This is a genomic window from Halorubrum sp. SS7, assembly GCF_005435055.1.
GTDB lineage: Archaea > Halobacteriota > Halobacteria > Halobacteriales > Haloferacaceae > Halorubrum > Halorubrum salinarum.
The window spans coordinates 129,653-144,388 of sequence record NZ_SGXV01000005.1; the positions used below are offsets into that span (position 1 = coordinate 129,653).

Here is a 14,736-nt window from a genome sequence, read left to right on the forward strand (position 1 = left end):
CTCAGGCCCGGACCTCGATCAGGAGGTCCGTCTCGGGCGACTCGCCCATCCGCTCGCGGACGCGGTCCCACGAGAGGTCGGTGCGGGCGGTCACCGACTCGGTGGCGACGGCGCCGCAGGCGTTGCCGACGAGTATCGGCACCTGGTAGTCGCGCGGGTCGTGCGAGAAGCCGTCGCCGGTGATCTCCGGCTCGCGGAGCGCGGCCGCGAGGAACCCGGCCGCGAAGGCGTCGCCCGCGCCGGTCGTGTCGACCGGGTCGACGTCGAACCCCGGGTGCGAGACGCTGCCGTGCGGTGTCCGAACCGTCGCGCCCTCGTCGCCGAGCTTGATCGCGACGACGCGGTCGTCCGGCTCCCACGGGTCCACGTCGGTCGCCGCGTCGAGCGCGTCGGCCTCGCGGTCGTTTAAGAAGAGCACGTCGCTCGCGTGAAGCGCGGCGTCGAACTCGCGGTCGGCGACGCGGCGACCGGGGTCGAAGCTGCGGGTCGCGCCGGCCTCCGCGGCCGCCGTCGCGAGCGCCGCCGCGGTCTCGGGCTGCTGCCCGGTGAGGTGGAGGTGGTCGGCGGCCGCGAGGGTGTCGCGGTCGAGCCCGGCGGCGGAGAACGACTCGTTGGCGCCGTCGTTCGCGAGCATGAGCAGCTCCCCGCCGCCGTCGACGATGACGTACTTCACCGAGGTGGGCTCGTCGGCGTCGACGAGCACCTGTCCGGGGTCGACGCCGGCGCTGGCGAGCTCGCGCAGGGCCAGCGCGCCCGACTCGTCGCCCCCGACGCTGCCGTAGACGACCGACTGGCCGCCGAGGTCGACGAGCCCGACCGCGACGTTCGCGGCGCTGCCCCCGCCGGACTGTTCGAGCCGGTCGATCCGCGTCTCGCCGTCCGGCTCGGGGAGGCTGTCGACGTGGATCGTCACGTCCCAGTTGATGTGGCCCGCCGAGACGACCTTCGGCACGCGGTCGGCGTCGTCCGGGGTGAGATCCGGGTCGCGGTCGACCGCGGGGTCGACGTCGTCGGCGGGGCCGGAACCGCCCGCGGCGGTCCCGTCACCGGTGCCGGCGGCGTCGCCGCCGTCGCTCCCGTCGTCGGGAGGTTCTTCCTCCCACTCGTCGACCTCGCTTTCCCACTCCGCGACGGTCTCGTCCCAGTCGTCGACGCCCTCGCCGTCGTCGGGGTCGGCGCCGGCGGGGCGGTCGCCGTCGGCTGGGTCGTCCGCCGAGGGCTCGTCCCCCGGAGCGCCGTCGCGCCCGCTCATGGCTCGGCCCACGGCTCGGCGGCGCCCTCGCCGAACAGCTCCCGCATCAGCGTCACGATGCTCTCCGGCGGGAACTGCCCGTGTTCGGTGACGATCGCGTCCATGTACCGCGGCGGCGTCACGTCGAACGCGGGGTTCTCGACGGTTATCTCGCCGATCGCGTCGCGCGTCCCCGGCTCGATCACCTCCTCTTCCGAGCGCATTTCGATCTCGACGGTGTGGCCCGTCAGCGTCTCCGGGTGGAGCTTGATCGTTTGGGCCGCAGTCATGATCGGCACGCCGCGCTCGCGGGCGTTGACCGCGAGCCCCGAGGTGCCGATCTTGTTGATCACGCCGCCGTCCGCGGCGATGGAGTCGGCGCCGACGACGACGTGGTCGACCTCGTCGAGGTAGCGCCGGGCCGCGGAGTCGACAATGAGCGTGACCGGAACGCCCATGTCGCGGAGCGCCTCGGCCGTGATGTGCCCCTGCTGGCGCGGGCGCGTCTCCTTGACGACCGCCGAGATGGACTTGCCCTGCTCGACGGCCGCCTCGATACACGCCAGCGCGTCGGTGGAGTGGCAGTGCGTCATCACCGTGTCGCCGTCCGCGAGGCGGTTCGCGCCCACCTGGCCGAGGTCCTCCTGCGCGCGGTCGAGCTGGTCGACGAACGCCTCGCTGGCGTCGACGACGCTCCGGCGGAGCCGGTCGACCGAGTCGCCCTCCATCCGCTGGAGGACGTACCGGAGTGCGTTCGGCAGCGACACCGCGGTCGGGCGCGTCTCGCGGAGCGTCCGCGCCGCGGCGCGCATCGACGCGCGGAACGCCTCTGGGTCGCTCGCGGTCGCGTCCGCCTCGGCCGCGGCGGCCGCCTGGTCGGCGAGCGCCTCGGCGGCGGCGGATGCGATGGTGGCCGCGCCGCGGATCTCCATGGTCGCGATCGACTCGGCGGTCTCGCGGACCGCCGGCGACGGCTCCGTGTCTGTCATACCGATCCGGTAGCCGCCCGTGTATTTATAAAACCGGCCGACTGGCGGCGCGGGGCGTCGGGCCGCGTCACCGCGACCCACTCTGCGCCGGGGCGCCCTACTCCGCGTCGGGCTGTTGCCCGTAGCTCTCGAACCGCTCCTCGACCGTCGCCATCTGCTCGTCGGTGAGGACGTGCGGCTCGCCGACGGCCGACGCGCGGAGGTAGAGCCGGCAGATGTCCTCGACGTGGCGGGTGTTCTCGACCGCCGTCGCCACGTCCGGGCCGGTGACGACGAGCCCGTGGTTCGCTAAGATTGCTGCGTCGGAGTCGGCCTCGGCCATCGCGGCGACGACGTTCGCGGCCAGCTCCTCGGTGCCGTACGGCGCGTAGTCCGCCAGGGGGACCTCTCGGCCCACCGCGGCGATCATGTAGTGGATCGGCGGGAGCCGCCGGTGGAGCGTCGCCATCGTCGTCGCCCACGGCGAGTGGGTGTGGACGATCGCGCCGGGCCGGTCGTGTTGGTAAATGCCCGTGTGCATCGGCACCTCGCTCGACGGCGCCATCCGGCCAGCGAGCCGCTCGCCGTCGAGCGAGACCACCGGCACGTCGACCGCGTCGAAGGAGTCGTACGGGACGCCGGTGGGCGTGACGGCGACGCGGTCGCCCTCGCGGACGCTCAGGTTCCCGGTCCGGCCGGGCGTCAGGTCCGCGAGCGCCGGGGCGTACTCGACGACCGCCTCGCGCGCCTCGCGCAGGAGGTCGGGATTCGCGTCGGGGTCGGAGCCGGCGCCGGAGCCGTCGGGGCTCACGCCGCCACCTCCGTCAGGTCGGCGAAGGCGTCGAGCCGGTGGTCCGGGCGCTGGCGCGCCGGCAGCTCCGCATTGGGGGGCGCGTCGCCGTCGGCGACGAACAGCGCCGAATCGAGTCCGACCGCGTCGGCGCCGGAGATGTCGGTCTCGACGTTGTCGCCGACGGCCAGCGCCTCGCTCGGGCGGCGGTCGAGCTCCGCGAGCGCGGTCGTGAACGGGAGCGCGCTCGGCTTCTCGCGGCCCACCTCCTCGGAGGTGACGAGCAGGTCGATCCGGTCGTCGATCCCGAGGCGCACGAGCTTGCGAAGCTGGACCCGCGTCGTGAGGTTCGTCACGACCGCGACGTCGGTCCCCGTCGCGTCGAGGGCGTCGAAGACCGCCTCGACGCCGTCACAGAGCGACATCGCGCCGAGGAAGCCGTTCCAATAGGCGTCGCCGGCCGCCAGCGCGCCCGCGGGGTCGGGCCCCCCGGCGTGCCGGGACAGCCCGCGCTTGAAGTAGACGTGTCTGGAGTGCGAGGCCGCGGTGCCGCCGGTCTCGCGCTTCGTCTCCCGCCGCCCGGTCGCGTACAGGTCGTCGAACGCCGCGCGGTCCAGCTCGTACCCGCGCTCGCGGAGGGCGTCGAGCGCGGCCCGCTTCCCCGCCTCGTTACAGGGGGCGTACGGGTACAGCGTGTTGTCGAGGTCGAAAAGCACTGCCTCGTAGCTCATGCCCGTACTGCGCCGGGCGGCGACTTAAGCGTGGTTCGACGCGCCGACGGGGAGGCGGGATCGCCTCCGAAGAGCGGGGCCGCCCTACTGCTCGTTCATCGCCTCGCTGGCGATGTTGCGGCCGCGGGAGTTGAGCGCGACCTCGCGGCGGATCCGGACCTCCTCGACGACTTCCAGGTCGACGAGCCGCTCGAACGTCTCCTCCACGTCGTCGACGTCCATCCCGAGGAACGAGGGGATCTCGAACGGCGAGACGCCGGAGTACAGCGCCATCAGCACCTCGCGGTCGCGGCTGGAGAGGTCGACGTTCGTCGACGACCGCTCCTCGCCCTTGCGGAGCCACGACTCGACGAACCGCATCCGGCTCGGCTCGCCGGCGACGTGCGTCTCGATGCTCGTCCCCTCGTCGTCGGTGTGCGACACCTCGATGACGGGCTTCTTCTCGCCGTTCACCGTGCGCTTCGCGGCGTCGAGGCCGCTGATGTCGTCGAGGTCGAACTTCACGAACGCGCCGCGCTCTAGGGCCGCGTTGAGCCCGTTCTCGTCGATCTTCACGCGGGCCTGCTCCCACTCGGTGTCCTGGACGACGCCCCCCTCGATGGCGGGGTGTTTCGCCATCACGGTCTTCTGGTCGAGCAGGGCGCGGTACACGTCGCGCTCGAACGGCTCGTGGTCCGAGGCGGCGACGAGCAGCACCTGCTCGCCGAGGTCGAAGCTCACGTAGTTGGAGACGCGCGCGACCGACTGGTTCGCGTCGTGGCGCCCGCCGAGCCGCTCCAGTTTCGACAGCGGGACGGTCCGCTTCCCGTCGTTGCCGGCCAGGATCAGCCGGCGGTTCGAGAGGAGGACGCGACCGGGCGTCCACGACACGTCGCTCACCTTGCGGCCCTCGCGGACCGCGACGGCGAACTTCGCCTGCGTGTCCGTGATCTTGTACTCGCCGTCCTTCTGCGCCATTTACGGACCCCCCGCGCGGAGCTTCGAGACCGCCGAGAACACGCGCTTCCTGACGGCCTGGCTGTCGTCGTCGGCGTACTCTTCGAGTTGGTTGAGCGTCTCCTGCCCGCCGATCTGTCCGAGGACGAACACCGCCTTCGCGCGGGCGTCCTCCGGGTGTTCGGGCCCGAGCTTGTCGAGCAGTCGGTCCTCGACGACCGGACCGCCGAGGCTCTTCAGGCTCGTGGCCGCGAACTGGGCGGTCTGCGGGTCGTCGTCCGCGAGCGCGTCGGCGAGCGCCTCCACCGCCGCCGACGCGTCCGGGTCGGCCACGCGCCCGAGGATCCACGCCGCGTTCCGCCGCTGGCGGGACTGCTGGCCCTCGGTGAGGATCTCGACCAGCGGCTCGACGACGGTCGCGTCGTCGGCCGCCTTCAGCTCGGAGACCACCTGGTCGCGGACCGCGTGGCTCTGCTGGGTCGGCACGTTCGAGAGCAGCTCGATCACCGAGTAGACGGCGGCGTTGCGGACGACCGCGCTCTCGTCGCCGAGCGCCCGCGCGAGCGGCTCGACCGGTTCCGGGTTGCTCGCCTTCCCGAGCGCGCCGGCCGCGATCCGGCGGATCGACTCGTCGCCGTCGTCGAGCAGGTCCAGCAGCGGCGACAGCGCCTCGTCGGTCCCGATCGTGCCCAAGGCGTTCGCCGCGGCGCGCCGGACGCGGGGCTCCGCGTCGCCGAGCCGCTCGCGAAGCCCCGGGATCGCCCGGGGGTCGGCGAAGGTCCCGCAGGCCTGCGCCGCGCGGAGCCGGACGCGGGGGTCGTCGTCTTCGAGCGCGGTGACGAGGGGTTGGAGGCCGCTCGCGTCGTCGAGGCGGCCGAGCGCGTTCGCCGCCGCCATCCGGAGCTCCGGTCGGTCGGCCTTCAGCGCCCGCGCGAACTTGCGCGCGGTGACCCACTCGGCCTCCGAGTCGCCGCCGCCCCCCGTCAGCTCCTTCAGGAGCTGCTGGAGCGCGCCCTCGCCGATCTCGTCGAGCGCGTCGACCGCCGCCCCGCGGACCTCGGGGTCGTCGTCCGTCGTCGCCGCGCGGAGCAGCGCGTCGATCGTCGGCTGATCGCCTTCCTCGCCGACCTCGCCGAGGAACTCCGCCGCGCGCCGCCGGACGGCCGCGCTGTCGCTGCCGAGCGCGTCACGGAGGCGCTCCGCGTTCCCGTCCCGAGCGTGCTGGTACAGCGACATCAGCGCCTCCCGAACACCCGCCGTCGCTTGTCGATCGGTTCGTAGCGGTCGGACCGGTCCGGAGGGACGCTCTCGGTCATCCCCAACACGAGGACGCCGTCCTCGGCGAGCGACGCCTCCAGCGTGTCGAAGAGGGCGGCCTTGTGGTCGACGTCGATGTAGATCAGCAGGTTCCGACACAGCACCACGTCGAAGGGATCGCGGGCGCCGTCGCGGATCAGGTCGTGCGTCTCGAAGTCGACGAGCCGCTTGACAGCGGGGCGCACCCGGAACGCGTCGCCGTCGCGCTCGACGTACCGGTCCGGGTCCGAGAGCGGTTCGAGCTCCTCGGCGATGTCGGTCGTCCGCGTCGTGTGGTAGACGCCCTCGCGGGCGTTGTCGAGCGCCTCCTCGCTGATGTCGGAGCCGAGCACCTCCACGCGCGACTCGTCTATCTCGGGGTCGTCGCAGGCCAGCATCGCGACCGAGTACGGCTCGCGGCCGTCCGCCGACGGCGCCGACCAGACGCGGACGCGCCGCTGCTCGCTCGTCCGCTCGCGCAACACGTCGCGGAGCACGTCCCACATCTCCGGGTTGCGGAAGAACTCCGTCACGTTGATCGTGAGCGCGTCCATCAGCGCCTGCCGCTCCTCGGCGTCCTCGCGGAGGATGCGCTCGTACTCGGCGTGCGACTCGGTGTCGCGGCGGCGCATCCGCGCCGTGATCCGGCGGTCGAGGTACGACTCGTTGTAGTACCCCGGCTCGAACGGGACCGTGTCGTCGATCTGTCGGAGCACGCCTTCGAACGCCGTCTCGCCGTCGTCCGCGGACCCGCTCATAGGCTCACCACGTCGAGCACGGCCACGACGTCCCCGTCGCCGAGGACGGCCGTGCCGCTGAGGCCCGGCGTCCCCGAGAGCGGGCCGTCGAGGGGTTTAACCACCACTTCCTCCTGGTCTAACACCGCGTCGCAGTGGAGCGCGACCTGGCGCGTCTCCTCGCGGATGCGGACGAGCATGCCGTCGTCGTCGGGGTCGCCGTCGGACCCGTCGGCCGCCGTGGGGTCTGCCGGGACGAACCCGTCGTCGCCCGGCTCGTCGACCGCGACGCCGCCGTCCGCGGCGGGCGACTCGGTCGGCGCCGGCTCGGCCGCGTTCGGGTCGATCTCGCCGAGCCGCTCGTTCAGCCGGATGACCGGGTAGAGGTCGTCCTCGTGTCGCACGACCTCGTCGCCGTGGACCTCCTCGACGTCGTCGGCGCGGGCGACCTCCGCGATCGACTTGATCGGGATGCCGTACTCCGTGCCGCCGACGTCGACGAACATCACCTTCACGATGGCGACGGTGACGGGCAGCCGGAAGCGGACCGTGCTCCCCTCGCCCGGCTCGCTCTCGATGGAGACGGAGCCGTCGAGGTCGCGGGCGGTCGTCCGGACCACGTCCATCCCGACGCCGCGGCCGGAGACGTCGGTGACCTCCTCCGCGGTGGAGAAGCCGGGGTGGAACACGAGGTCGTACACCTCGTCGTCCTCCATCGCCTCGACCGCCTCGCGGCTCTTGACGCCCTCGTCGACCGCCTTGTCGCGGAGCTGGTCGGGGTCGAGCCCGCTCCCGTCGTCCGAGACCTCGATTATCACGTGGTCCCGCTCGCGCTCGGCCGTGAGCTCCACGTGGCCGGTCGGGTCCTTCCCGGCGGCCTCGCGCTCCTCGGGCGACTCGATCCCGTGGTCGACCGCGTTCCGCAGGACGTGGACGAGCGGGTCGCGCATCTCCGTGAGGATCGTGCGGTCTAACTCCACGTCGTCGCCCTCGATCTCGAAGTCGATCCGCTTGTCGAGGTCCCGCGAGATGTCGCGGACGAGCCGCGGGAACGAGTCCGACACCTGCGAGAACGGGATGAGCCGCATATCCATCGCCGTGTCCTGGAGGCTGGAGGCGAGCTTGTCGAGCTCGTCTAAGGCGTCGGACTCCGCGTCCGTCCCCTCGATCTCCCGGCGGAGCTTGATCCGGCTCGTCACCAACTGCTCGACGAGGCCGTACAGCTCGTCGACCTGGTCGACGTCGACGCGGATCGACTTGATCTCGTCGCCGGACTTGGAGTCGGAGCCCCCGGCGGAGCCGGAGTCGCCGCCGTCGTCGGACCGGTCGTCCGCCTCGTCGGCCTCCTCGTCCGAACTCGCCTCGTCGGCCGCTTCGGCGGGCGTCGGGTCGGCGGCCGCGTCGTCTTCGGCCGAGTCGTCTGCGAGCGCGTCGTCCTCCGCTGCTGTGTCGTCCTCCGCTACATCGTCCGCTTCGGTGTCGGCCGACTCGGTTTCCTCGCCGCCTGCGTCGCCCGAGTCGCCCACCGCGACGGCGGCGACGGACTCGACCTGCGTGAGCGCCCGGAGCCCCTCGGCGACGACGTCGGGGTCGGCGCCGCCGACGAAGGCGTCGAACGACTCGTCGTACTCGCCGTCCTCCAGCGCCTCCGGGGACGGGTCGGTCGCGTGGCCGTCGAACTGCTCGTCGAGGGCCTGGAGGACGAGCGCCGCGTCGACGCCCGGCATCTGGGCGTCGCCGATCGTCACGTCCGCGTACGCGACCGGGTCCGGCAGGTCGGCCGCGCCCGCGGGCGGCTCGGGGACCGACACGTCGGGCGCGTCGTCGGCGTCGCCGCCGGCGTCGCCGTCGCCGGACTCCTCCGGGTCGGCGGCCGCGTCCTCGGCATCTGCGTTCGCGGCATCGGCGTCCTCGGCGTCGGCTTCCGCCGCCTCCTCGCTCCCGCCGTCGGCGCCGTCTCCGCCGCCGACGGTGCCGTGTTCCTCCATCTCGCGCAGCCGCGATTCGAGGTCGGAGGGGTCCGTCGACACCTCGCCGGTGTCGGCGATCTCCTCGACCATCGCCTCGACGGCGTCGACCCCCTCGAAGAGGAGGTCCATCAGCTCCGGCGTCACCTCGCGCTCGCCCTGCCGGACCGCGTCCAGCAGGTCCTCCAGCGCGTGCCCGAAGTCGGAGACGTCCTCGTACCCCATCGCCGCCGCGTTCCCCTTCAGCGTGTGGGCGACGCGGAACACGTCGTCCATCGCCTCGGCGTCCTCGGGGTCGGCCTCCAGGGCGAGTAAGGCGTTGTTGAGGTCGGTGATGCCGTCCTCGGCCTCGGCGACGAACGCCGCGCGGTGGGAGTCCATCAGGCCTCACCCCCGACTATCGCGCCGGCCACGTCGTCGAGGTCGTACACCGCGTCGACCCCGCCGGTCTCGACCGCGCGCTTCGGCATCCCGTAGATGACGCAGGTGTCCTCGCTCTGCGCTAACGTGCGCGCCCCGGCGTCGGCCATCGCGCGGATCCCCTCGGCGGCGTCCGAACCCATCCCGGTCAACACGACGCCGACGAGCGGGTCGTCGATCACCTCGGCCGCGGAGCGCATCGTCACGTCGGCCGCGGGGGTGACGGTGTGGGTGTCGTCGTCCGCGTCGAGCTTGACGCGGAGTCGCCCCGCCCGGTAGCTGTCGATCACCGTGTGGCTTCCGCCGCGGGCGACGAGCGCCTCGCCGGCGCCGATCCGCGCGCCGTCGCTCGCCTCGCGCACGTCGTACGCGGAGGCGGCGTCGAGCCGGTCCGCGAACCGCGAGGTGAACGCCTCCGGCATGTGCTGGACGATCACCACCCGGCAGTCCGCCATCGGCAGCGCCGACAGCACGCGCTCGACCGCGTTCGGCCCGCCGGTCGAGGCCGCGATCACCACGGTCAGCGGCCCGTCGACGGCCGCTCCGTCCGCGTCGGAGCCGGCGTCCGGCGAGCGCGACGCCGCCCCGCTGGGGTCGTCGCGCTCCCGGGTCGCGGCGTCGAGGTCGGCGCCCGCGACCGAGCGCACCGCCTCCACGAGCCGGTCCGACTCCCGCGAGACGCCGGTCGACACCTCGCCGCCGGGCTTCGCGAAGAAGTCGACGGCCCCGCGGTCCAGCGCCTCGAAGGTGACCTCCGCGCCCTCGTCGGTGTGCGCCGACAGCATCAACACCGGCGTCGGCGTCTCCTCCATCAGCCGCTCGACCGCTTCGAGTCCCCCCATCCCGGGCATCTCCACGTCCATCGTGACGACGTCCGGGCGGGTCTCGGCGACCACCGAGAGCGCCTCTTCACCGTCCCCCGCCTCGCCGACGACCGCGACCCCGGCGTCGCTCAAGAGGTCGCTTATCAGCCCCCGCATGAACGGGGAGTCGTCGACGACCACCACCCGCGGCGACCCGTCCCGACCGCCGCGCCGATCCGTCGTCCTGCTCATGTCACAGGGCGGGCGCAGAATCAGCATAAATCCACGGACCCAGTAATCACCCCTGATAATTCAGGGAACACGGTTATTTGTCGGTTTACCGCAGGTGTGGGCATGGCAGCCACAGAGGCGGAGGCCGAACCGACCAAGGTGTTGGAGTTCGGGCTAGGCGACGGGACGTACTGTCTGGACATCGGCGTCATCGACGAGATCGTCGACGCGGGCGAACTGACGCGAATTCCCAACTCGCCGGACCACGTCGAGGGGGTAATGGACCTCCGCGGCCGGACGACGACGATCGTCGACCCGAAGACGCTGTTCGACATCGAGGGGGACGGGAAGCGCGAGCGGATCGTCGTCTTCGACGACGCCGAGATCGACGAGGGCGGCACCGTCGGCTGGATGGTCGACGAGGTGTTCCAGGTCCGCGACGTCTCGCCCGAGGACGTCGACCAGGGCACCACCGTCGAGGACGAGGGCGTCCGCGGCATCGTCAAGTCCGACGACCGGTTCGTCGTGTGGGTCTCGCCGGACGTCGACGACGCGCTCGCCGCGGACCTCGACGACGTCGACGCCGCGGAGGCGTAGACGGGGGATCCGGCCGTCGCGCGGGCGCCGACCCGCCGCGGCCGATCGGTTCTCACCCGTGAGAACCGGGTGCCAACGCTTATCAGCGGTCCAACGGGTCACATACGTATGCGTGTCTCAAGCGGCGTCCCGGGGTTCGACGACCTCGTCGACGGCGGGTTTCCCGACGGCCGGCTGTACGTGGTGAGCGGTCCGCCCGGGAGCGGCAAAACGACCTTCTGTTCGCAGTTCGCGGCCCAGGGCGCCCGGAACGGCGAAGACGTCCTCTACATCAGCATGCACGAGACCAAGGAGGGGATCCGCGAGGACATGAGCGGCTACGACTTCGGGTTCGACCGCGCGCTCGACTCCGACCGCGTCACCTTCCTCGACTCCTTCTCGTCGGACGGCCGCCGCTTCTTCGGCCTCCCCGGCGACCGCCGCGACCGGTCCGGCGTCACCAACCGGCTCACCGGCTTCATCAACTCCCGCGACATCGACCGGGTCGTCTTCGACTCGACCATGCTGTTGCGGTTCCTCCTCGACGACGACGAGGACACGATGATCCAGCTGCTCTCCTCGCTGAAGCGGACCGACGCCACGACGCTCCTGATATCGGAGATGACCGACCCGAGCGCCTACTCGGAGGAGCACTACCTCGCGCACGGCGTCGTCTTCATGCACAACTACCTCGAAGACGAGGGGATGCGGCGCGGGGTCCAGGTGCTGAAGATGCGGGGGACGAACGTCGACACCGACATCCAGGACGTGGAGTTCACCGACGGCGGGCTCCGCGTCGGCTCGGCAGCGACGGTGACGCACTGATGTACGACCGCACGTTCGGCACGGAGTGGGACGACCTCTCCCGGGAGGAGGCCGTCGAGCGCGCCTTCGCGCTCGGCGTCGCGGCCGGCGTCGACAGCCCCCGTCCGGAGGAGTTGGAACGGGTGCTGGAGGCGTTCCCGGGGAGCTACGACCAGAGCATCGTGGAGCTGGCGTACGACGAAGGGCGGACGAAGGCGCTGGAGGCGGCGGCGGAGCGGGACGACCCCGACGACGAGGCCGTCTGGCGGTCGCTCGTCGACGGGGCCGGGGAGCCGCGCGAGTCCCCGGTGCCCGCCGCGCTGCCCGGTGCGATACGCGAGCTGACACTGACCGACGGGCCGCGGGAGGGCCCGCCGTCCTCGCTCGACCTCCCTTCCATGCTCCGAAAGTGATCCCTCGGAAGGGTTTTATCCGACACTCTCTCACGTCCACCAAATGACTGTGCTTCCCGACGCTGTCCGCGGTGCCGACAGCGTCCTCATCAGCGGTCCACCGATGAGCGGGAAGTACGACCTGTTCAACCGGCTGCTCGCGGCGTGGTCCGACGGCCCCGTCGTCATCTCGACGGGGCGGACCGCCGAGAAGGTCCGCGACGACTACGAGGGGCTGACGGGCGGCGACGGCGACGACGTGGTCGTCATCGACTGCGTCACCCACGAGCAGGGCGACAAGCGCGAGGACACCCCGACGACGAAGTACGTCGCCAGCGCGGGCAACCTCACCGACATCGGGATCAAGTTCACCGACGTCGTCGAGTCCTCGGCGGGCCGCGACCGCGCCGTCGGCGTCTACTCGCTCTCGCAGCTGCTCATGTACTGGGAGCCCGAGCGTATCTACCGGTTCACCCGGGTGATGACCTCGCAGACCTCCGGCGAGGGGTGGCCGTTCGTCGGCGTCGTCGGCTCGACCGCGCACGACGAACAGGTCGTTCATACCCTCCACGAGCCGTTCGAGGTCGTCGTCGAGACCCGCGTGGACGACGACGACCGGGAGTTCCGCGTCCGCGGCCGCGTCGGCAAGCCCTCCGACTGGCAGCCGTTCTGAGCCGATCCGGGGCGGTCCGCGACCGACCGCGCGGGCGTCGTATGCCTCTCAGCCGACCAGTTCGAACTCCGCGCCGATCGGCGGCGCGTCGACGAGCCCCCAGTAGACGAACCGGTAACTCCCGGGGCCGAGCGGCGGGCAGACCGCCAGGTCGACGCCGTCGACCGCCTCGGCGATGCCCGACTCGGTCAGCGTGACGTCCCAGGCGTACGCCGAGCTCGTGTCGAGCGTCGACTCGCTCCGGGGGAGCTCGACCGCCTCGCCGGTCGTCGACCCGCGGACGTCGAGCCACCCCTCGCCCGTCTCGCGCTGGATCGAGTAGGCGGCCTCGCCGCGCGTGGGCGTCGGGGCGTCGCCGGTGTTCCGGAGGACGAGCCGGAGCGACTGGCCGTACGTCTCGGTCGTCCCCTCGGAGGAGAGCTCCACGGTGGTCTCGCCCGTCTCGACGAGGGTCTCGGTGACCGACGCCTCGAACGGCCGATCGAGGCGGACGAATCCGTCGTCGTCGCAGGTCAGCGTCGCCGGCGTGCCCTCGGGGCCCTGCGGCCCGTCGCCCGCGGCGAAGTCGAGGCAGCCCGCGGTCGCGAGGGACAGGGCGAGCGCGCCCCCGGCGAGCGCGTCGCGTCGCGTGTGGTCCATACTGGGCGAACGGGCGCCACCGCCATGAACCGCACGCGTCGTCGCGGCGGGCTCCGTCCCGCGGCTCCCGGCGCGCGGCCGCGGCGGTTCGGAACCGCTTTCCCCTCGGCCGGCGGATGGGCTCGCATGGAGCTGTTCGGATCGAGCGGCATCCGCGGGGTCGCGCTGCGGTACCTCACGCCCGCGCTCGTCCTCGACATCGCGAAGGCGGCCGGGACGGCCTGGGACGCCGACCGCGTCGCCGTCGCCCGGGACACGCGGACCACCGGCGAGCTGTTCGCGAACGCGGCCGCGAGCGGGCTCGCCGCCGTCGGCTGCGACGTCGACCGCCTCGGTGTCGTCCCCACGCCGGCGGTCGGCAACTACTGCGAGTCGGCCGGCGTCCCCGCCGTCCTCGTCACCGCCTCGCACAACCCGCCGGAGTTCAACGGGATCAAGCTCGTCGGCGACGACGGCGTCGAGCTCTCCGTCGACGTGTTAGAGCGGATCGAGCGGCGCGTCCTCGACGACGAGTACGACCACGCCGACTGGCGGTCGGCGGGCGCGACGACGCCGGTCGAGGGGGTCGTCGACGAGTACGTCGACCAGCTGACCGCCGCGGTCGACGCCGAGGCGGTCGCCGACGCCGACCTCACGGTCGCGGTCGACCCGGGCCACGGCGCCGCGTCGGTCGCGTCCCCGCGGATCTACCGCGAGCTGGGCTGCGAGGTGCTGACCGTGAACGCGACCCCGGACGGGCGCTTCCCCGGCCGCGACTCCGAGCCGGTCCCCGAGAACCTCGCGGACCTCTCGCGGCTGGTGGCGACCTCCGACGCCGACGTGGGGATCGCCCACGACGGCGACGCGGACCGGGCCGTCTTCGTCGACGAGGACGGCGGGTTCGTCGACGGCGACACCTCCTTCGCGGCGCTGGCCGACGCCTGTCTCGAACCCGGCGACGCGGTCGTCAGCGCGGTCAACGTCTCCCAGCGGCTCGTCGACGTCTGCGCCGCCAACGACGCCGACCTCGAACTGACGCCCATCGGTGCGACGAACATCATCACCCGCACCCGCGAGCTCCACGAGGGGGGGGTCAACGTCCCCATCGCCGGCGAGGGCAACGGCGGGGTCTTCTTCCCCCCGTACCGGCTCTCGCGGGACGGGGCGTACATCGGCGCGCGGTTCCTCGAACTGCTCGCCGCCGCGGACGGCGCGCCCGTCAGCGAGGTCGTGGCGCCGTACGCCGACTACCACTTCGTGCGGGAGAACGTCGAGTACGCGGACGACGACGAGCGCGCCGAGATGCTCTCGGCCGCGCGGGCGTACGTCGAGACCGCCGAGGCGGAGCCGAACACGACCGACGGCTACCGGCTCGACTACGGCGACGCGTGGGTGCTCGTCCGCCCCTCCGGCACCGAGCCGAAGATCCGGATCTACGCCGAGTCCGCCGACGCCGACCGCGCCGAGCGGCTGGCGAAAGACATGCGCGTCGCCGTCGAGAGCGGTCGATAACGCCGGACCACGAGTACGATCGCGGTAGCGCGAGCCGGCACGCGCGAGGTC

General features: G+C 72.3%; 15 protein-coding genes. 5 read left to right on the forward strand and 10 right to left on the reverse strand.

Features of this window, described 5'->3' with window-relative positions; translation table 11 throughout:
- Window position 1: 1 nt before the first annotated feature.
- The 9 genes from EXE44_RS07795 to cheB form a co-directional block, all read right to left on the reverse strand.
- Complete coding sequence (locus tag EXE44_RS07795) at window positions 2–1,252, reverse strand: carbohydrate kinase family protein (RefSeq protein WP_137716670.1); 1,251 nt, start codon at window positions 1,250–1,252, stop codon at window positions 2–4.
- The gene (locus EXE44_RS07800; RefSeq protein ID WP_137716671.1) at window positions 1,249–2,220 is read right to left on the reverse strand and encodes a ribose 1,5-bisphosphate isomerase; all 972 of its coding nucleotides are present in this window, start codon (window positions 2,218–2,220) and stop codon (window positions 1,249–1,251) included. Before EXE44_RS07800 ends, EXE44_RS07795 begins: the two co-directional genes overlap by 4 nt.
- A gap of 97 nt (window positions 2,221–2,317) precedes the next feature.
- Window positions 2,318–3,010: a class II aldolase/adducin family protein gene (locus EXE44_RS07805; RefSeq protein WP_121600129.1), complete on the reverse strand. Its 693-nt coding sequence runs from the start codon at window positions 3,008–3,010 to the stop codon at window positions 2,318–2,320.
- On the reverse strand, window positions 3,007–3,720 hold the full coding sequence (locus EXE44_RS07810; protein WP_137716672.1) for an HAD family hydrolase: 714 nt from the start codon (window positions 3,718–3,720) through the stop codon (window positions 3,007–3,009). Before EXE44_RS07810 ends, EXE44_RS07805 begins: the two co-directional genes overlap by 4 nt.
- 84 nt (window positions 3,721–3,804) lie before the next feature.
- Window positions 3,805–4,677, reverse strand: coding sequence for a CheF family chemotaxis protein (locus EXE44_RS07815; RefSeq protein WP_137716673.1), 873 nt, complete (start codon window positions 4,675–4,677; stop codon window positions 3,805–3,807).
- Complete coding sequence (locus tag EXE44_RS07820) at window positions 4,678–5,892, reverse strand: HEAT repeat domain-containing protein (RefSeq protein ID WP_137716674.1); 1,215 nt, start codon at window positions 5,890–5,892, stop codon at window positions 4,678–4,680.
- Complete coding sequence (locus tag EXE44_RS07825; RefSeq protein WP_137716675.1) at window positions 5,892–6,710, reverse strand: protein-glutamate O-methyltransferase CheR; 819 nt, start codon at window positions 6,708–6,710, stop codon at window positions 5,892–5,894. Before EXE44_RS07825 ends, EXE44_RS07820 begins: the two co-directional genes overlap by 1 nt.
- Complete coding sequence (locus EXE44_RS07830; protein ID WP_137716676.1) at window positions 6,707–9,037, reverse strand: chemotaxis protein CheA; 2,331 nt, start codon at window positions 9,035–9,037, stop codon at window positions 6,707–6,709. The genes EXE44_RS07825 and EXE44_RS07830 overlap by 4 nt, the downstream gene beginning before the upstream one ends.
- On the reverse strand, window positions 9,037–10,131 hold the full coding sequence (gene cheB / locus EXE44_RS07835; protein WP_137716677.1) for a chemotaxis-specific protein-glutamate methyltransferase CheB: 1,095 nt from the start codon (window positions 10,129–10,131) through the stop codon (window positions 9,037–9,039). Before cheB ends, EXE44_RS07830 begins: the two co-directional genes overlap by 1 nt.
- Before the next feature lie 102 nt (window positions 10,132–10,233).
- Here cheB and EXE44_RS07840 point away from each other — a divergent pair, with 102 nt between their 5' ends.
- From EXE44_RS07840 to EXE44_RS07855, 4 genes are all read left to right on the forward strand, one after another.
- On the forward strand, window positions 10,234–10,707 hold the full coding sequence (locus EXE44_RS07840; protein ID WP_137716678.1) for a chemotaxis protein CheW: 474 nt from the start codon (window positions 10,234–10,236) through the stop codon (window positions 10,705–10,707).
- A 108-nt stretch (window positions 10,708–10,815) separates the two neighbouring features.
- Entirely contained in the window at window positions 10,816–11,511 is a 696-nt protein-coding gene (locus tag EXE44_RS07845) for an RAD55 family ATPase (RefSeq protein WP_137716679.1), read from the forward strand.
- The gene (locus EXE44_RS07850) at window positions 11,511–11,903 is read left to right on the forward strand and encodes a hypothetical protein (RefSeq protein WP_137716680.1); all 393 of its coding nucleotides are present in this window, start codon (window positions 11,511–11,513) and stop codon (window positions 11,901–11,903) included. Before EXE44_RS07845 ends, EXE44_RS07850 begins: the two co-directional genes overlap by 1 nt.
- Before the next feature lie 43 nt (window positions 11,904–11,946).
- Complete coding sequence (locus tag EXE44_RS07855) at window positions 11,947–12,555, forward strand: hypothetical protein (RefSeq protein ID WP_137716681.1); 609 nt, start codon at window positions 11,947–11,949, stop codon at window positions 12,553–12,555.
- 48 nt (window positions 12,556–12,603) lie between these two features.
- Here EXE44_RS07855 and EXE44_RS07860 read toward each other — a convergent pair whose 3' ends face one another.
- On the reverse strand, window positions 12,604–13,194 hold the full coding sequence (locus EXE44_RS07860; RefSeq protein ID WP_137716682.1) for a DUF6517 family protein: 591 nt from the start codon (window positions 13,192–13,194) through the stop codon (window positions 12,604–12,606).
- Window positions 13,195–13,320: 126 nt separating this feature from the next.
- Between EXE44_RS07860 and glmM the strand changes: the two genes are divergently transcribed.
- Complete coding sequence (glmM, locus tag EXE44_RS07865; protein WP_137716683.1) at window positions 13,321–14,685, forward strand: phosphoglucosamine mutase; 1,365 nt, start codon at window positions 13,321–13,323, stop codon at window positions 14,683–14,685.
- Window positions 14,686–14,736 lie beyond the last annotated feature (51 nt).